The organism is Paenibacillus sp. FSL E2-8871, from assembly GCF_038000345.1.
In the GTDB taxonomy this organism is placed as follows: Bacteria; Bacillota; Bacilli; order Paenibacillales; family Paenibacillaceae; genus Paenibacillus_AQ.
Genome location: NZ_JBBOBV010000001.1, coordinates 5154470 through 5174899, shown reverse-complemented (window position 1 = coordinate 5174899; position 20430 = coordinate 5154470). Strand labels below are relative to the sequence as shown.

Genomic DNA, 20430 nt, shown 5'->3' with positions numbered 1-20430 from the left:
AAACGTTATACCTGGGTCAATTGTTCATTCTCTATGGTTATTAAAATGTAAAGTTTAACATTAGACGACCTTTCATTTTACATATGAGTGCTAACATTTAGTAGGTTTCTAATAAAAGATTTGAGGGGAGAATACTTATCCAAATGATTATTTCTTCAAGAGTAAGGAAATGGTGGGCTAGTGGACTGGCAATGTTAATGCTTGTCGGCAGTGTGCTACCAGCTATTCAGACTGCCGAGGCAGCACCGGATAATAGCAATATTGTTATCTCACAAGTCTATGGTGGTGGTGGAAACAGCGGAGCAGAGTTTAAGAATGATTTTATTGAATTATACAATCCTACCAACAAACCAGTAGTTTTGACTGGATGGAAAGTTCGGTATACTTCCGCAACTGGAACCTTTAGCAGCGGAACAGAATTAACAGGAACTATTCCTGCAAATGGATACTACCTCGTCCAAGAGGCTGCAGGAACAGGAGGAACTGCTGCACTACCTACTCCTGATGCCGCAGGTATCCTAGCTATGAGTGGGACAAACGGTAAAGTCGACTTGGTTGACCCATCGAATAATACGATAGATTTAGTAGGCTATGGTACAGCTACAGGTGTTGAGGGAACTCCAACCCCTGCTCTCACCAACGCAACAGCCGCTATTCGTAAAGCCGCAGCTGGTGCACCAGCTGATAGCCGTGGTCTAGATACGGATAACAACGTTACGGATTTTGTTGTTCAAGCAGCAAGTCCACGCAATAGTAGTTATGGTAAAGCACCAGAGACAGCTAGCTCCGTAGTAGCTTCACCAGCCGCTAATGCGTGGCCGGTAGGCACAGAAATTTCTCTGAACTCTCCGACAGTTGGAGCATCCGTCTATTCAGCTGTTTATGGATCAGGTGGTTCAACTGATTTTCAACCTTATACAGGGCCTATTACCTTAACTGAGGACACTACGATTAAAGCGTATGCTTCAGAACCGAATATGCCAAACAGCGCAATAACGACTTTTGACTACACGATTCTTACCAAAACAGACGTCGCAACAGCACGCCTTGGTAATAAAGGTCAGAATATTTCAACAGAAGGTATCGTAACTCACATTAACGCAGCAAAAATGTATATTCAGGATGGAACCGGCGGGATCGTACTTTATGGATTCCCAGAGTTCGCAAACGTTGGAGATCGTGTTGCAGTTAGTGGCGAGATGGATATCTACAGCAACCTGCAAGAGCTTAAACTCCAAAGTGGACTTCAATACTCTGTCGTTGCGAGTGATGTAGGTGTACCCGCACCTAAATTGATTACAGCAACCGACTTGTCTGCAGCGAACGGCGAAAACCATGAAGCTCAGCTGGTAACTATGAATAATGTCACTATAGACAATGTAAATGGAAATACAGTGACTGCAAGTCAAGGCGGACAACAATTCACAATTTTCTCAACCCTGCCTAAACTAGTAAAGGATGCAGCCTTTGATAGTATCACTGGGGTTATCGAGCAATATAATACAACTTATCAATTCATTCCACTTAACGAAAACGCTTTGGTGGAAGAAACCTTTTCCGTAATGGCGAGCCCTGGTGCAGGTCGCATCATTAAAGGAAGTGCTGTGACCCTATCCAGCCCTACCCTTGGAGCACAAATTCACTACACGACCGATGGAACTGAACCGACAGCAGCAAGCAAGCTTTATTCAGATCCAATTACAGTTAATAAAGATCTTACCATCCGTGCAATTGTCGTAGCAGATGGCAAGACAAGTAAGGTATATACCTTTGCATATATAGCTTCTGATCTCCCTCGTATACATGATATTCAAGGAGAATCTCATGCCTCTGAGTATGTAGGTCAGAACGTTACTGACGTAGAAGGTATCGTTACCCAATACGGATACACATTCGCAACTGGCGCTTATAGAGGTTTCTTTATGCAGGACCCTCAGCCGGACAATAATGTGAACACATCGGAAGGGATTTTCGTTTACAGCACAAATGCATCCCTTAAACCTAAAGTTGGAGATTTAGTGCGCGTTAATGGAGCTGTTTCCGAGTATAACGAAGGAAGTGCGAGCAATCTAACCTCCACTCAAATTAATATGACATCACTAACAGTAGATTCCTCTTCTAGTTATACTGTGCCTGAACCTATCGTACTTGGCAAAGGTGGAAGAGCTATTCCTTCTTCCATCATTGATAATGACGGCATGGCTGATTTTGAACCTAGTGAAGATGCCATAGATTTTTATGAATCGTTAGAAGGTATGCTTGTAAAACTCCCTACCCCTACGATTATTAGTCCTTACTGGACAAGTGGTAGCGGAAATTCCATGCTTTATAACATCCCTACAAGAGTAGAAAATGATACTCCTGATGTCATCACACCAGCTGGTGGACTAGTTCTAAAAGAATATAACCAATTCAATCCTCAGCGCCTTATCATTGCTTATGGAAATCCGGGTCAAGAAGTAATCACCGGAGATAGGTTCGCTGGAGATGTTACAGGGGTCATCGGATACAACAATGGCAATTTCAAAGTAATTCCGGAGAACGGTAAGCTGCCAACCATTACCCCAAGTACTTTTAAACAAGAAACAACTACTCTTGAGGTTAATGAGGACAAGCTATTAATCGCTTCATACAACATTGAGAACTTCTACCCAGGCGTCGGAGCAACAAAAATCCAGAAACTTGCCGACTCCATCACGAATAATATGAAAAAGCCTGACATTATCGGCGTGGTCGAAATGCAGGATAGCAATGGTGAAACCAACAATGGAATCACTGAAGCAAGTGCTGACGAACTGATTAAGGCTATTGAAACTGCTGGCGGTCCTGTATATAAATACACAGACATCGCTCCAGTCAACAATCAGGATGGCGGAGCTCCAGGCGGAAACATTCGCGTAGGCTTCTTGTACAATCCAGCAAGAGTACAGCTTGCGGATAGTATAAACGGTCAAAAAGGCACTTCTACGCAATCCGTTGCTTATGATGCAGCGACAGACAAGCTGACCTACAATCCGGGACGAATTGATCCAACGAATGCTGCATTTGCTAGTTCACGTAAACCACTTGCTGCACAATTTATTTTCGGCGGCGAAAAAGTGATCGTGATCGCAAACCATTTCAATTCAAAAGGCGGCGATAATGGTCCTTTCGGGAACGTTCAGCCACCGGTATTGTCCAGTGAAACACAACGTCATAAAATTGCGGTGGTCGTAAACGGATTTGTCAAAGGGGTTCTGACTGCTAATCCTGAAGCCAACGTCGTAGCTCTTGGCGATTTGAATGATTTCCAATTCACTAAAACTGCAACTATTTTAAAAGGTACAGAGCTGGACAATTTGATTGACACATTGCCTTTAAATGAGCAGTATACGTACACCTATGACGGAAACTCTCAAGTACTGGATCATATTCTTGTCAGTAAAAATCTAACGACTTCTTCCAAAGTAGATGTCGTCCATCTAAATGCCGACTTCTCTCCATCGAAAGGTCGGGTATCCGATCATGATGCGGTTGTAGCACAGATTGATTTTAGTACTGCTGAAGATTTTCCATTAACAGTTCTACACACCAACGATACGCATGCAGGACTAGATACTGTAAGCTCACCAAACAACATCTTGCGCCGTGTAACAGCAATCAAAACTGCTAAGGCGACTACAGAAAACCCTATTCTTCTCGATGCTGGTGATGTGTTCTCCGGAACACTCTACTTCAACAAGTATCTGGGTCAAGCAGATCTGGCCTTTATGAATCTGGTCAAATATGACGCTATGACCTTCGGTAATCATGAATTTGATAAAGATTCTGATACGCTTTCCAAATTCATCGGCAACGCTAAGTTCCCTTTTGTCTCATCTAATGTAAATTTCTCTGCAGATGATATTCTAAGCAAAATGTTCACCAACGAAATTGGTCGATCGGGTAATGCGGCAACCATCTACCCTGCTCTAATCAAAGAAGTTGACGGCGAACAGGTTGGTATCATTGGTCTGACCACAGAAGATACTGCCAACATTGCTTCACCAGGTAAAGTGACTTTTGAGAATGCTGTAGTGAAGGCAAAAGAAACTGTCGCTATGCTGCAAAAAGAAAAGGTTAACAAGATTATTGTTCTCTCACACCTTGGCTACGAAGAAGATCTCAAGTTAGCCAAAGCGGTTAATGGCATTGATATTATTGTCGGTGGTCACAGCCACACGCAATTAGATCAAGCGGTTGTAGATAACAGCGATCCTAATGCACCGAAGCTTATTGTACAAACTGGTGAAAAGGGACTTTTCCTTGGACAGCTTGAAGTTAAATTTAACAAAGATGGCGTACTGACAAATTGGAAAGACCAATTAATCTCCATCGACGCTAAGAACGGCGCTAACTACGTTATCGCAGAGGATCCTGAAGCTAAAAAGATCCTGGATACCAAATATAAGCCAGGTATTCTAGAACTGAGCAATGAGGTAGTAGGAAACTCAGAGGTTATTCTGAACGGCGTTCGTAACGATGTTCGCACAAAGGAAACCAACCTTGGTAATCTGATTGCTGATGGTATGCTTTTTGCAGCTAAGAAAGCTGGCACTAATGCCGTAATCGCCCTGCAAAATGGTGGCGGTATTCGCGAATCCATCAATGTAGGACCAATTACACAAGGTGAAGTACTCGGAGTACTACCATTCAATAACGATCTGGTTACGATCACTTTGACCGGACAAGAAATTAAGGATGCAATGGAGAATGGGGTTTCCAAAACTCCAGCAGCAGACGGACGTTTCCCGCATGTTGCAGGGTTGAAATTCTATTATGACTCCACGAAGCCTGTGAACGAACGTGTATTACGTATCGAAGTGAAGAACGGAGACAAATACGTTCCTCTAGATCTAAAAGCATCTTATGAAGTAGCTACTAATGCTTTCACAGCTAAAGGTGGAGATTTCTATACTTCCCTTGAGAAGGCCTATAAAGAAGGCCGTGTGAATCTGCTGTATCTGCCGGACTTTGATGTATTTACGAAGTATCTTAAAGAAGTTGGAACTGTCACTGCGAACACTTCCGCTGTTGAGGGCCGGATTGTGGATCTGAAAGGTGCACCACTGCCGGAGACAACTGAAGACTTCCCATTAACAGTTCTACACACCAACGATACGCATGCAGGACTAGATACGGTAAGCTCACCAAACAACATCTTGCGCCGTGTAACGGCAATCAAAAATGCTAAGGCGACTACAGAAAACCCTATTCTTCTCGATGCGGGTGATGTGTTCTCCGGAACGCTCTACTTCAACAAGTATCTGGGTCAAGCAGATCTGGCCTTTATGAATCTGGTCAAATATGACGCTATGACCTTCGGTAATCATGAATTTGATAAAAATGGTGAAAGTTCTGAAGTGCTTTCCAAATTTATCGGCAACGCTAAATTCCCTTTTGTCTCATCCAATGTGAATTTCTCTGCAGATGATATTCTAAGCAAAATGTTCACCAACGAAATTGGTCGATCGGGTAATGCGGCAACCATCTACCCTGCTCTAATCAAAGAAGTTGACGGAGAACAGGTTGGTATCATTGGTTTGACGACAGAAGATACTGCCAACATTGCTTCACCAGGTAAAGTGACTTTTGAGAATGCTGTAGTGAAGGCAAAAGAAACTGTCGCTATGCTGCAAAAAGAAAAGGTTAACAAGATTATTGCTCTCTCACACCTTGGCTACGAAGAAGATCTCAAGTTAGCCAAAGCGGTTAACGGTATTGATATTATTGTCGGTGGTCACAGCCACACGCAACTGAATCAAGCCGTTGTAGATAACAGCGATCCAAAAGCACCGAAGCTTATTGTACAATCTGGTGAAAAAGGACTTTTCCTTGGACAACTTGAAGTTAAATTTAACAAAGATGGCGTACTGACAGATTGGAAAGACCAATTAATCTCCATCGACGCTAAGAACGGCGCTAACTATGTTATCGCAGAGGATCCTGAAGCTAAAAAGATCCTGGATACCGAATATAAGCCAGGCATTCAAGAGCTAACCAATGAGGTAGTAGGTAACTCAGAGGTTGTCCTCAACGGCGTTCGTGATAATGTTCGTACAAAGGAAACCAACCTCGGTAACCTGATTGCCGATGGTATGCTTTTTGCAGCCAAGAAAGCTGGCACTAATGCCGTAATCGCCCTGCAAAATGGTGGCGGTATTCGCGAGTCCATCAATGAAGGACCGATTACACAAGGTGAAGTACTCGGAGTACTTCCTTTCAACAACGATCTGGTTACGATCACTTTGACCGGACAAGAAATTAAGGATGCAATGGAGAATGGGGTTTCCAAAACTCCAGCAGCAGACGGACGTTTCCCGCATGTTGCAGGGTTGAAATTCTACTATGACTCTACGAAGCCTGTGAACGAACGCGTATTACGTATTGAAGTGAAGAACGGGGATAAATATGTTCCTCTAGATCTAAAAGCATCTTATGAAGTAGCTACTAATGCTTTCACAGCTAAGGGTGGAGATTTCTACACTTCACTTGAAAAGGCCTATAAAGAAGGTCGCGTGAATCTACTGTACCTGCCGGACTTTGATGTATTTACGAAGTATCTTCAGAAGATTGGAAATGTCACTGCTAACACTTCCGCTGTTGAGGGCCGGATTGTGGATCTGAAAGGTGCACCACTGCCGGAGATAACCCCAACTCCGACACCAGTGCCAACATCACCAACAGTTCCAACATCAACATCAACAGTAGCACCAACACCTACTGCAACAACAGCACCAACGGTTGCACCAACGGATGCACCGCAAGTAACAACAATTGATGCTGCTGATCTGACCAAACAACTTGCTGAACTGCCAACTGGTAAACATGAACTGGTTATTCCGGTTAAAGCGACTACTGGCGGCGCTCAAGTAGAACTCCCAGGCAGTGTGCTTGTAAAACAAGCTGCTGCACAGCCTAACACCATTCTTACCCTTACTACTGATGGCGCTTCGTATTCCTTGTCGCTCAGTGTTGTAAACAGTGTATCGCTTGCCGCTCAATTAGGCACCAGCGACTTTACAATTACAGTATCCATTCTATTAGCGGATTCGAAAACGCTAAGCAGCACAAACCAAGCTATCGCTTCACAGCTAGGTAATGCTACTTTAGCTGCTCCAGTAATCGAATTTAGTGTTTCAGCAGTAGCCGGATCTAAGCGTGTACCGCTGAACAACTTCGGCAGTACTTATGTTAATCGGACGATCAATGTACCTACTTCCTTAAATTCAAATAACGCAACGGCAGTCGTCTTCGATCCTGCTACAGGCAAGATTTCCTTCGTGCCTGCGATATTTGCCCCTAAGGCTAATGGAACAACAGATGTTACGATTAAACGGAATAGCAACAGCTATTACACCGTTGTTAAATCTTCCAAAACGTTCGGAGATATTAGCGGACACTGGGCTAAAGCGTCCATTGATCTGTTAGCTTCCAAACTGATCGTTAGTGGAACCAATAGCGAGACATTCTCTCCTTCACAGTCGATCACACGGGCTGAGTTCGCAGCATTAATTACGCGTTCTCTTGGACTTGTGACAACGGGTGGCGAGACAACATTTAAGGATGTAAATCCAAGCGCATGGTATGCTGATGCTATTCGCACTGCTGCAGAAGCCGAATTGATTTCCGGTTATACCGATGGCAGCTTTAAGCCAGGTAGCCCGATCACTCGGCAAGAAATGGCCTCTGTATTAGCTAAAGCCATCAAGTACACGGGCAAAACCTTAAATGCCGATCCTGCAGCACTAGCTAAATTCAGTGACGCAGCAAGCATTCCTGCTTGGTCCCAAGCAGCAGTAGCAGAAATCGCTGCTGAGGGCATCATTCAAGGAGCGAAAGACGGTTCCTTTGCTCCACAAAAGCTGGCAACTCGTGCTGAAGCCGTTACGATGCTGGAGAAGACCTTGAAATCTCTTCAGTTCATCAATTAATAAAGGCTCACAGCTCTGAGGACAAAAAGGCGGTTCCTAGGGTGCATAATGCACTCGAGGAACCGCCTCTTTTTCATATAACCTCTAGGATTCCATCCCAGCCTCATTCTCTTCATAATGACTTGTATCCCCGTGCAGCAGGATCTCCGGCACGCCATCCGTAAAATCAATCCTGGATAAGCAGGTTGGATATATGTAAGGCAGATCCCATAGTTTAGGCAACTCTCTGCCCTCAAAATAAGCCATCAAGAGCTTGATCACTACCGTATGCGTTACGATAAGAATCGTCTCACCCTGATGGGCAGTGAGAATTTCCTGAAGCTTCTCCAGTGCTCTTGTCTGCACCTCTGCGAAGGTCTCGCTGCCCTCCACTTTAAACCGGTCGGGTTCCTTCCAGAAATAACGATGCTGGTCTGAATACTGGGCTGCCAGTTCAGCAGAATCTCTACCTTCCCATACGCCCATGCCAATTTCTTTAAATGCATCGGAAATCTTCAGCGGAACATCCCGCTCTCCGCGTATAATTTCAGCTGTACGCAGCGCCCTTGGGCTAGAGCTTGCATAAATGACATCCAGATTTGTAGCCTGCATTCCCCGGCTCAACCATTCCGCCTGTTGTACGCCAAGCGTCGTCAGCGCAGAATCCATATGACCTTGCATACGATTCTGCACATTCCATTCTGTCTGTCCATGACGCGTTAGATATATCGTTGTAGTACTCATCCGTTGCTTCTCCTCCTAATCCCAAATTCAGAGATAGTCTACTTCCTGTTTTGCTCCATCCAGTTCACCGCATAGTCTACAATTTCACGCTGTGGAATCAATTGAGCTGCAGCTGAGGCGATATGACCATTTGTAATGAGCCCTGTCTCTTGCCCGAATTGCTCAGCAAGTTCAACGAAATCGTCAGAGTTCCAATCTAGCTCCTTGAATTCCACCCACTGTCTATGACCATCCACTAGTATAGGTGCCCCGCCAATAACTTCCTTCTTTCCTTCATAGAAGGCCCGGCATTCAGCAAGATGTAATGAAGTATTATTTAGATTCCCTACGCCTAGCAGCAGCACACTCCCCCCCAGATCATAAATACGAGCTAATGGAGAGTCATCCCCCAAACCGTATTCGAGGGAGTGACCATATATAATCTCATCCCTATGCTTGCCCCAAGCCGCAAATGAATGAATGGGGTGATCGCTGCGCTTTACCTCTTTTTGTCTACGGAAGCAATCCGGAATAACCCCCATTCCTCTCAGTGGGGTCAGGTCTGGATCATAAGCCGGCATCTGCTCACGGATACTCTGCCACCAAGATTCGGGCACCGGTGGGTTACTCCAGCCAGCAGGGTCCGTCAGATCACTAGAATGCGTGGGCATCACAAGTGTACCTGACTCTCCAAGGACCTCCTCAAGCGCCAAAATAACGGCAACCGGGCCACCTGCCACCCATTGGCCTAGTGATTTGAAGGACGAATGCAGTATAATCGTCATCCCCGCCTGTACACCCAGTCGCCGAAAGTCCTCTGCCAACGTCTGAACTGTAATCAAATTGCCTTGAATTTCTTCCACCCTTCATTCCTCCAAACTCTCTTGCTGCTAATCCTAGCAAAGCTTCTCACTGCCATTATATAGGAGGATCACTTCTAACGACACCCTTAACGCCCATCAAGGTACAGTACAGCAATGATATTTATACTAAAGCTACTTATCCTGCCTTTTACGACAGATCTTCAGACAGCATTTTGGCTCTATAATCCCCTGGAGAGATCCCTTCCAACTCTTTGAATACACGGGCAAATTGCTTACTGTTCTCAAAACCTACTTTCTCCGAAACCTCAGCAAGCTTGCCACAGTCTTTCGCTAGCAGTTCTTTAGCATGACGGATGCGTACCTTTTTTAAATAAATGACAAAATTCTCACCAGTATATGCTTTGAAGGCTTCGCTAAAATAAGAATAATTCAAAGAAACATGGTTACTAACCATAGCCATATTTAGTGGACGAGCATAGTTCGTTTCAATATAGTTCAGCGCTTCCTCCATGACAGCATGCTCCGTATGAGCAGAGCGCACCCCTACAATATAATCACTCACACTCAGGAGCAAATTCTCAAGCGCACGATAATAATCATGGAAATGGCGATAGTTATACATGTTACCAACCGTACGATATAGCTTTAACACCTCAACCGAGGCTTCCCCATGCACCCGAAATACTTCATCCAGCACTAATTCATTGATATTCTGTCCCACCGACTCCAAATAAGACAGGTCAAGCGCCTTCAAATGCTCGGTCTGAAAAATCTCAGCCAGAAGATGCTTCATCTCCTTCTCGCGTTCTGTTCCAAGCATATTGAGCAGCTTGCGAATTTCCTCCTTCGGTAAAGGGGAATTAGACCGTTCTTGACTCACATCCGCGTAATTCAACAAGTTCACTTGCGGATATACAAAAGTATACTGTAATGCCCGACATGCTTCCTTATAACAGGAACGAAGATCTGCAAGACTTCTTCCTTCGCTACTTATTCCAATCGACAATCCCATTATTTCTTTGGCTTCAGCTTGTCTGGACAGCTCTATAAAGTCCTGTTTTCTGGTTCCGAGCAATACTAGCTTACCGTCCCAGTCCGTTGTGATTTCCGAAAAAAATTTTTCAAGTGGTCCCATCAATCGTTCAACCAGCCCCTGAACATCCCCAGGCTTCATTCTTGTTCCGTCATTACAATAGTAATTTAACACACCTACTGTAAAAGGAACCTCCAAGTCATCTAGGCTCTCCTGCTGCTCTCGCTCCAACTGAACTTCCTGCTGCATAAGCAGCTCGCGTAAACGGCTAGAACGCAGCTCTCGGCGAAAACGTTCTGCTTCCTGTTCCTGCTGCCTTGCGCTGAGATTCTGCCCCTCCTGCTCCTTGTGTATGCACTTCAAGATTTCGAATAATTCATCTCTACGAATCGGTTTAAGTAAGTAATCCTTCACGCGATAACGGATCGCGCTTTTGGCATATTCGAAATCGTCATACCCGCTTAAAATTAGCACTGCCGGACTTTTCTCGCCCCCTGTCGCCGAAGACAACCGCTCCAACAACGTAATTCCATCCATTACTGGCATACGAATATCTGTAATAATAATATCTGCACCGTCGGTCTTAAAGATATCTAAACCCTCTGCGCCATTACTCGCCATTGTGATGGTATACACGGACGGAAATTCTCTTTCAATCATAGTTTTGAGACCGTAACGGATATTCTTCTCATCATCAATGATCAGTAGCTTCTTCATAGTTGTTTATCTCCCGTCAAAAGAACTTTCGGCAAGGTCAGACGTACCATCGTCCAACTTCCTGCTTCACTCTGTACTACAAGCCCATATTCATCGCCATAAAAAATTTGCAGACGCTGATGCACATTTCTCAGTCCGATGCCACCTGTTCGGCGGTCAGCCTCCCTCAGTTCAGCAGTGCTCTCACAGCGTTCATCTTTTGCATAAATCGCCTCGTTTAAAGCATGCAGACGCTCTGGTGTCAGCCCCATGCCATTATCACGAAGCTCTATGAAAATATCGCCTTCCGTTTCCGAAATATGAATATGAATGCTCGGGTCCTGTAAATTTTCTTTCTCACCACACCAAGCATGCTTAACACTGTTCTCCACAATAGGCTGCAGTGACATTTTAAGCACCTCCAGCTCCAAATATCGAGGCTCAATATGAAGCACCAGCTTAACCGGATATTCAAAACGAATATTCATCACTTCAATGTAGTTCTCAATATGACGAATTTCATCTCGCAGCTTCACATACTCTCCGGACCATTTGAAATTATAACGCATCATCCCTCCTAGTGAGGTTAATGCATCGGAGATCGTTCGTTGGTTCTCAATTTCAGCCAGCATTTTAATATTTTCCAGCGTATTATACAAAAAATGTGCGTCAATCTGGTTATGCAGCGTACGTAGCTCAGCCTCTTTTGACAATGCCTGCTTGCTCACTGCTTGAGCCACCAATGTATTGATCGTGTTCATCAGTTTGGAGAAATGATGGGCAAGCTCACCGACTTCCCCTCCACCACGAATCATAATTCCACTGTAGGCCTCACCTCTGCGTACTTTTTTCATTGTTTCGGTCAATCTACGTAGATTTTTTAGAATAAAGGCATTTGTCACATAAGCAATCAGCGTTAGCAAGGTAATAAACCCGACATTGGCTCCAATGATTAAGTTGCGCGTTCGGGAGATATCCTTCATAACTCCCTCCATGGACACTACATTTAACAAATAAGCATCAATACGTTCTAGCGGAGTGTTAATCAACAAAAACGATCGACCATTCTCCGAGTATTCACTGTCCCATGCTCCAGTTTCCCGAAAATGCTTATACCGTTCTGCAATCATATCGGACATCTTCAGATTATCCTGCAAAAAAGAATGGTCCGGTCTGGTGAAAACCTGCAGCTCACTATCCACAAGGAACATCTGGGTCTGATTATCCCGAACGTCTGTATACGTCTTGGGTGTAAAACGACTCAGCAGCATATCCACCTGTACCATACCGATATGATTGTCTGCTGGACGACTCTTCTCACGCAACAACGAAACCTTTGGCAGACTTTCCGCCGGTGCTTCCAAGTATCTCTGCATCAGATCAGGATCACTTTTCTGAAAAGACCAGTATTCCTGTCCCTTCAATTGAAGCGCTTTCTGAAACCATGGCTTGGAAGAAACCCGCTCTTCCCGAAAGATAATCGGCCAAATTTCATGCACTTTATTGCTTTTCGAATACAGCCTCAAATGCTCAATATTCGGATTATTAAATTGAATACGAGTCATATTCACATAGGCATTTGTATTGAAATTAATCAAATCTACTAGCTGGGGTTCAGTTTCATTCGCAAGGAATTCTTCTACATCGGTATCAGAATAAGCCATCTGCGCCGCACGTTCCATCGCCTCAATTTGATTATAGATATGTAATTTTTCCATTTGCAGCAAATAATCATTTTTCTCGACGGCATCTCTGAGATAGGTATTATTGATAGACTCATAGAAGTAGACGGATACCAGCAAGCACGGGCCTAAAATAATAAAAACATAGGCTGCAATTAAACGACTCTGGAGAGATCTTCTTCCCCACCAATAACTAAAAGAATGCCATAATGCTCTAGCTCGCTCACGCCTGTTCACACTATACACTTCTGTTCTGTCCACCTCGCTAAAATAGTGAATACTTAACCTATTTAATATCTATACCATATTTATAGATTGAAAATAACCCAATCGCCCGCATTAGCGGGCGATTGGGTCCTGTTTATTTTATTTTTTTGCGAGTTTTTGCTTATTCTCTTCATATTTTGTTTGTTGGAAGGCTTGCACTTTAGCCAGACCCAGATCCTCTTGCTTCTTGATGTAATCTGTCCAGATGGAATCAAATTCAGCATCGGATGGGGCCATCAAAAGCTTCGGTAGCGTTTTGCTGCGCAAATCTTTGATTTTAGATAAGATGACGCCCTCTGGGGAGCTTGCCAACGGATCGATTTGATCAAACTCGGAAATACTCTTTGTTTTTCCGCGAGTCCAGTCTTCAAGCTGTTTGAAAGGCTCTACAGCTTTTGGTGTCCATTGAGCTGTAATATTGGTATTCATCAGCATCCAGAACGTAAAGGAAGAACCATATTGCTTGTCGAATGCCGCACGGTCTTTATTCATCAGATCAAAGACTTCTGGTTTAAATTGGTCTTTGCCGTCAATGGTATCATAGCTGACGCCTTTTTCGCCAAGATAGAGGTCTTTATTACCTTCTTCACTGTTCAGGTAACTGAGGAATTTAATGGCGCGTGCTTTATCTTTAACATCTTTGGAGATCAGCGTTACTGTCCAGCCAGAAATAGCAGGGCCGTTCAGAGTAGGCGCATCCAGGTTGGTATTAGCCGGACCATCAACGGCGATATAAATTTTGTTCGGGTCTTGCTGGTACAGAGTTCCCAGTTGGGTTCCAAAGTCAGTACGTTGGTACAGCATCGCGAAGTAACGGCCTTGAGCGATTTTTTCTTCCATTTGAGGACGTTTGTCAATAAAGATATCTTTAGAAAGCAAGCCGTCTTGGTTCGCTTGACGCAAAGTTTTCATCCAGCGGATATATTCAGGGTCAGTCTCACGATTATATAACTTGCCGTCTTTTTCTCTTGGAATAGCTAAGAAGTTCTGAATGTATTGTTCCAGAGAATCGTTACCGGTTGCGGTAAATTCGTGCAGACCGAGCGGAATTATCGGTTGACCATCGATTGCAGGGAATTTCTCTTTAGCGGCCTTCAGCGCTGCCACGAATCCTTCCGGTGTGCGCATATCAGGACTGCCAATCGCTTCATAAATATCTTTGCGGACTACAAAGGTTTGGTTGGATACATAAGTGTCGCCATATTTCTCGTAATCTTTAGGGGAGGAAGAAGCATTCGGATAACCGTATACATTGCCGTCAGCTTGTGTGTACCAGCCCAGTTTGTCAGGGTCGGATACTTTGAAGAAGTAAGGATCATATTCTTCGGCCAGTTTGTTAAGAGGAAGCACGAGATTCCCTTCAATCATTTTCTTAACGGCATCTTCATACCATCCCAGTGTAATGAAGTCCGGCAGTTTACCGGAAGCAATCAATGTGTTCAGCTTTTCATTTTCATTACCGGCTGGAACGATAAAGTTAATGTCAACACCGGTTTTCTTAGTGATATATTGGGAAGTTGGATCCACACCCCATTTATTAGGGAACCAGGCAAAGTTCAGGTACCAGTCAAACGTAATTGGTGATGTGTCGGATTTCCAACCCGGCTCATCAGCGGACAGTGCTGTAGCTTCTGGCGCTGTTGTAGCTGTTGCCTCTGCTGTGTTACCTTCAGTCTTGGTTGCGGTATTACCTTTGTTTGCGGCGTTCCCATTGTTGCCGGAACAGCCCGCTACGGACAGAACCATGATTGTTGCCATAAGCAGCAGCATTATTTTCTTTGGCTTTCTTTTCATGTCCATGCTTGTTTACCCCTTTTCTGAGATTGATTAATGATTATAATTTGCAACTCCAAGACTGCGGGAGCAGTCTGGAGGAGATACCACTAGTTCGGGTGAAGTGCGACCGGCACTTAGCCCTTGATGGAGCCAATCATCATCCCTTTGACGAAATAACGTTGCAGGAACGGGTAAGCAAAGACAATCGGAAGTGTTGTAACCACCATGGTAGCCAGCTTGATAGACTGCGAGGTCACCGTCCTAGTCACGGCGCTTCCCTGTACGGCAGTCATCATCAAATTGGAACTAGACTGAGCAACAACCCGGTACAAGAATGTTTGAATCGGTTGCATGCTTTCATTGTTCATATAAATCATTCCGGTAAAATAATCATTCCATTGGTAAACGCCATGGAATAGCGCAATGGTAGCCAGTACGGGCAAGGATACCGGTAGGACAACCCGCAGGAAGATGGACCAGTCATTAGCTCCGTCAATACGCGCCGCTTCCTCCAGACCATCAGGAATATCCCGGAAGAAGGTCATGAAGATGATTAGATCGAAGAAGCTGAACATGACCGGAATAATATAGACCAGGAAATTTTCTAGCAGATGAAGATCTCTGATGAGTAGGTACGTCGGAATAAGTCCTCCTGCGAAGATCATGGTTATCGTGCCTAACAGGATGTAGAATTTGCCCCCAATCAGTTCCCTGCGGGAAAACGCATAAGCAACCATCGCCGTAAAGAACACATGCAGACCTACGCCGAGAAGTGTTTTGGCTACGGTAAGCCACATCGCCCTCATAATACCCGGGCTATTGAATACAGCACTAAAGTTCTCCAATGAAAACTTGCGCGGAAACCAGTAAATCCCACCCAACATAGCATCTTTTCCGTCATTAAAAGCATTAATCAGCACGTACCAGATCGGATACAGCGTAACGAAGCAAATACAAAGCATTCCAATATTGTTGACTATATCAAAGACGACTTCGCCCTTGGTTCTGCGATTCAGTGTAATCATATACAGGTCCTCCTTGGCCTAAAACAACGAGGTGTCGTTGAGTTTTTTGGATACTTGGTTGGCAATCAGCAACAGAATGAGCGAGATAACCGATTTGAACATCCCAATTGCAGTTGAATACGAGAAGCGGGCTGAAAGCAGACCGGTATAGTAAACATAATAGTCAATCACATTGCTCGCGCTGTCATTCAGCGAATTGCGCAGTACCAGAATCTGGTCAAAATTGGAGTTCAGTACACCGCTGACTGCCAGAATAAACAAGATGCTGATCGTTCCTTTAATGGTCGGTACGGTAACATACCACATTTTCTGGAATCTTCCGGCACCATCGATGGTGGCCGCTTCATACATTTCGGGAGATATGCTGGTAATGGCAGCCAGATAGATGATCGCTGACCAGCCCAGCTCCTTCCATAAATCCGAGGTAATAATAATAGTCCAAAAATATTTTGGTTCAGCCAGGAACGAAATTGGCTGGTCGATCACATGCAGCGCCATCAGAATATTGTTGATGATGCCTATATCTGCCAGCCAAGTGGCAAGAATCCCGCCAAGGACGACCCAGGACAGGAAGTGGGGCAGATACGATATCGTCTGAATACTCTTCTTAAAGCGAACGGATCGGATTTCATTCAGAAAGAGAGCGAATATGATTGGCAGCGGAAAGATCAATAGTTTGATTAAGCTGATGCCCAGCGTATTCTTCATTACATACACAAAATTATCGTCCGCCAGGAACTCTTTGAAATTCGCGAGACCGACCCAAGGAGCTTCTGAGATTGGCTTGACGATGTTGTACTCCTTGAAGGCGATAATAATGCCATACATCGGAATGTAGTTAAAAATAATCATCCATACTACACCGAGCAGTGCCATTGTCTGCAAATGACGTTGGGTAATGAACTTCTTCCAAAGCGGGGTACGATTTACTTTACCGGTTTCGAAATTGCCCGAAAATTGAGGCTTCATCGCTGGGCTTAATTCCCCATTTGTTTTTTTCTCCATCATATGGACCTCCAGAATCTCTATATCCGCTCTTGTATAAAGCGCTTACAAATATTATATATTCATTGTATTTGCTTTTGCCTGTCTCCGTAAGGTATTGAATTTCGGATTATAGGTTCCATTTTTCGGGTTCAAGCTAAAACGCCTTCGGTATCCTGTAAGGAATTTCTTATATTTGGAGAAAAAATAGGGGAGGGCCTAGGCCCTCCCTTATTTTCTATGCCATTATTGCTCGAATTTGCTTGATCTCTCCACGCCGCAGAGCCTCTGCCTCATCGCCACGAACGAGTGCTCCTGAAATTTCGGTCACTGTTCCATCGTGATAGACGAGCGTCATGCTCTGAATAACAACCTTCTTCTCCCCAAACGTATTCTCACATTGTGGGTTCGAATAAGTTACTTCCGTGCCACCTAGAAATGTGAAAGAGAGATTGCCTTGTTCATCAAATAGCCAGCCTGGTAGAACCGGATCCAAAGATAACGTAAGCTGTCCATCTTCTACTCTGAAAACATGGCTTCCGGCCATCATCGTTCTCCACATACTCAGGAATTCAGCGGTCGACCCACTTAATCTTGCAACGAACCCTCTACCGTGATTGTTCGGATCAGGATTACCTCCGGTAGCGATAAAGGATGAATTTTCAAGCGTGCTGCGTCCATAGACAGCCGGATCTAGGAACGGAACTAGCGAGGTCTTCAGTTCTCCGTAGAACTCCTCATAAAGCCCGCCCTTCAACAGCTCAAGCAAATATTTGTAGGACATATGCAGGAAGTTGGACTCCCGCTCTAGCCAGCCTGGCGTAAAGGCTCTCATTCGTCCGATCTCATGAGACTCACCCTCTAGACTAACCGAAGTTTGATACATAGACGTCGTCGGATCATATAGCTCTGTTTGCTTAATCAAATTATAGATTTCTTTGGCTTGCACCGGATCCTTCAGCGTCTTCAACAGGCGAGTAGGCCCCTCAAGGAAGTATGGCAATGCATAGACCTCAAACTCCTCTACCACAGCTTTTGGGAGGCCGTATCCGCTAAGTACTGGTTGACCTTCAGCATCTGTTACCTGCTGGAATTTCTTCGCCTCAAAGCGGAAATAGGTTGGGGTAAGTCCGTTACCAAGTTCTACTGCCTTGTTGATTCCCTCGTCGATTTTGACCAAGAACTTGGAGAGGGCCTCACGAATGTATTCTAAGGTTACTTCAGACTCAGTTCCAGTAATACCGAAACGGATACGTGCTCTATAAGCCTCACGCGCCGAAGCTACAGTATCCCAATAATTAAATTGTTCCAAATCTCCCGACAGAACCGCCGTGACCGCATGATATACCTCTTCAAGCAACTGTGCAATTTCTTCTGGCAGGTCTACAGCTCCTTGGACGCTTTCTTTGCTGTTCAGAGCATCTAACAAAAAGACTACGGTACGTTTCAGCTCAAAAGTCTCACTCATTCCGGAGCCGAACAATCCAGGCAGTCCATTCATAGCATCGTTCCAGCCCGGCTTATTGCCTTCCATTTCTACACCCATACCATAAGGATCAAGCGTAGCAAATTTATTCAAGGCAAGAGACAACATCTTCACGAACAGATTGGTGTGGTAAATGGCGCCGTGACCGCCTTCAGTACGCAGCCAATGGGTATCTCCAGCTTTCCATTTCAGCTTGTGCAGCTTCTCCTCATCCTCAAGGAGTGCACCATATTGCCGGGCCTTTCCGTCACTGATTACATATTTCTCACTACGTGGCAGCACATACGCTGGGCTGTCATAGAACGCATAGGTGTTATCCCCAAATAGAAGCTCCTGCTTTTTGTCAGGGAAGATATCCAAGTAACCTACTACCAGATCCATATTATATGTCCAGTGATCCGACCAGAAGCCTTCGCCAAAAGCTGCCTCAATGTTTTGCTTTGACAGGGCAAGTAATCCCGACAAAAATTGTTGTTCGCTTACCTTCAAGGCAACGTTATGATCCGCAATATAGTTCACTAAGCTACCTGGTGTGAACCGAGTGCTACACAGCTTTACAAGCTCAGCTTGATGATCTGCCGCAGCTTTTCCAATCCACTCCGCAGCTTGTGCCTTACTATCCGGTTTCACTTCAAAGGTTGTTCCTTGCACGCTCAGTGGATTGTAACCATCCGCCTGAATCAAGCTATAGAACATTTTGATGTTAAAGCTACCCACCTTCGGATTAAAAAACACATCATTCCGACGATTCTGATTCATATCACGGAAGTTTCCGTTCCCCTGTGAATAATATTCTGGGGCGAGTGAGAAGAAATTGTAGTCACGCTCCAAGTCACCGTGCTTACGCGAGTATAAGTGAACTACAAAGCCATCACCACCATTGTCAAAGACAAAAGGATAGCCTCCACGCAGGAAGTTATCGAGATAGGATTGACGGCAATACGCATCAAATACAGCCGATGAAGTGTGAGTAGCAATGTCTTCCGTTAATTCCTCCGTCAGACCTGCGGCCTCTTGAGATTTAGACAGGATATATTCATCGCGGCACAACTGCTCCGCCTTCTTATTGATTTTGTCGATGTCATTTACATGTCCAACCAGAGTGTTCAGGATCAGATTGCTACCTGGCGCTAAACGTCTTGCCACTCCGCTAAAACCGCACGGAACCTTGTTGACCGGGTATTGCGGAAGCTCGCCCAGTTCGGCAAGGGTTAATCCCGCAAAGCGGTCTGGGTACGTAAGCGAGGTATTGCCACCAAAGACTAGCTCGAAATCGACGATTGGCGAGACTTTTTCTCCTTCTCCAGTGAACGACAGGTAGAAATGGCCATTGGTAATTTCGCTAACCTGTGCATCATCATTGGTGCTGGAACGCAGCTTATAGAACGGAATACCATTCTCTAAGTTGTATACGTCCATCCAGCTGCGCAGCAGATTCCCTATTTCCTTGTATCCACTGTTCTCTACACCGTAAGGCAAAATTTCAGGCAGACCATCCATCAGCTCCAGCTCGATCTCTTTACCGCCGATGTTCTCAATCTCTACCCGACGTACTAATGCTGCATAATCGTCATTAGGCAAATTAAAATAGTGTACGGTCGTCTTCAGACCATGTCCGGCATGGCTTTCTTCAATAGTAAGCCCATTAGGCAAAATGGTCATGAGGCGCTTTGCAGCAGGATCTGGACGCGCAGATTGAAACGGTTCATAAATCTCTTGCTCGCCTTTAATTTTGATAAAGGTTCTGAAACCGGTCGTCCCTACGTTCTTATAAGAGATATTTGCAGGAGAGAATTCCATGATTGGCGAATTCTTATCGCGTACCCCGAAGCTGCAAATGGCCTGCCCCCGATTCACATAAAAAGTCCACATCGGAATTCCCTTCAGTCCGGCAAGACCCGGTAAGAAGCTGGAAAAAGGCTTTCCTTCATCAAATTGCTCCATTACAAATGTACCTGATTCGAAATAATAGTTGCTCATACTTATGTCCTCCTAGGTTGTAG

At 44.7% G+C, this 20430-nt stretch carries 9 protein-coding genes; 1 reads left to right on the top strand and 8 read right to left on the bottom strand.

Annotation, left to right across the window (positions count from 1 at the left end):
• Nucleotides 1-143: 143 nt before the first annotated feature.
• Nucleotides 144-7952: a 5'-nucleotidase C-terminal domain-containing protein gene (locus tag NYE25_RS23395; protein WP_341146944.1), complete on the top strand. Its 7809-nt coding sequence runs from the start codon at nucleotides 144-146 to the stop codon at nucleotides 7950-7952.
• Nucleotides 7953-8036: 84 nt separating this feature from the next.
• Here the strand turns inward: NYE25_RS23395 and NYE25_RS23390 are convergent, their stop codons facing one another.
• From NYE25_RS23390 to NYE25_RS23355, 8 genes are all read right to left on the bottom strand, one after another.
• Entirely contained in the window at nucleotides 8037-8675 is a 639-nt protein-coding gene (locus NYE25_RS23390) for a histidine phosphatase family protein (protein WP_149646192.1), read from the bottom strand.
• A 38-nt stretch (nucleotides 8676-8713) separates the two neighbouring features.
• Nucleotides 8714-9517: an aminoglycoside N(3)-acetyltransferase gene (locus NYE25_RS23385; protein WP_149646193.1), complete on the bottom strand. Its 804-nt coding sequence runs from the start codon at nucleotides 9515-9517 to the stop codon at nucleotides 8714-8716.
• Nucleotides 9518-9665: 148 nt separating this feature from the next.
• A complete protein-coding gene (locus NYE25_RS23380; RefSeq protein ID WP_341146943.1) occupies nucleotides 9666-11228 on the bottom strand; it encodes a response regulator in 1563 nt (520 codons plus the stop codon).
• Complete coding sequence (locus NYE25_RS23375; protein WP_341050569.1) at nucleotides 11225-13126, bottom strand: cache domain-containing sensor histidine kinase; 1902 nt, start codon at nucleotides 13124-13126, stop codon at nucleotides 11225-11227. Before NYE25_RS23375 ends, NYE25_RS23380 begins: the two co-directional genes overlap by 4 nt.
• Before the next feature lie 129 nt (nucleotides 13127-13255).
• Nucleotides 13256-14956, bottom strand: coding sequence for an extracellular solute-binding protein (locus tag NYE25_RS23370; RefSeq protein WP_076285203.1), 1701 nt, complete (start codon nucleotides 14954-14956; stop codon nucleotides 13256-13258).
• A 110-nt stretch (nucleotides 14957-15066) separates the two neighbouring features.
• Nucleotides 15067-15957, bottom strand: a complete 891-nt coding sequence (locus tag NYE25_RS23365) for a carbohydrate ABC transporter permease (protein WP_076285202.1) — start codon at nucleotides 15955-15957, stop codon at nucleotides 15067-15069.
• Nucleotides 15958-15975: 18 nt separating this feature from the next.
• Nucleotides 15976-16962, bottom strand: a complete 987-nt coding sequence (locus NYE25_RS23360) for an ABC transporter permease (RefSeq protein ID WP_081382970.1) — start codon at nucleotides 16960-16962, stop codon at nucleotides 15976-15978.
• A 217-nt stretch (nucleotides 16963-17179) separates the two neighbouring features.
• The gene (locus NYE25_RS23355; RefSeq protein ID WP_341146942.1) at nucleotides 17180-20407 is read right to left on the bottom strand and encodes a cellobiose phosphorylase; all 3228 of its coding nucleotides are present in this window, start codon (nucleotides 20405-20407) and stop codon (nucleotides 17180-17182) included.
• Between the last annotated feature and the right edge of the window lie 23 nt (nucleotides 20408-20430).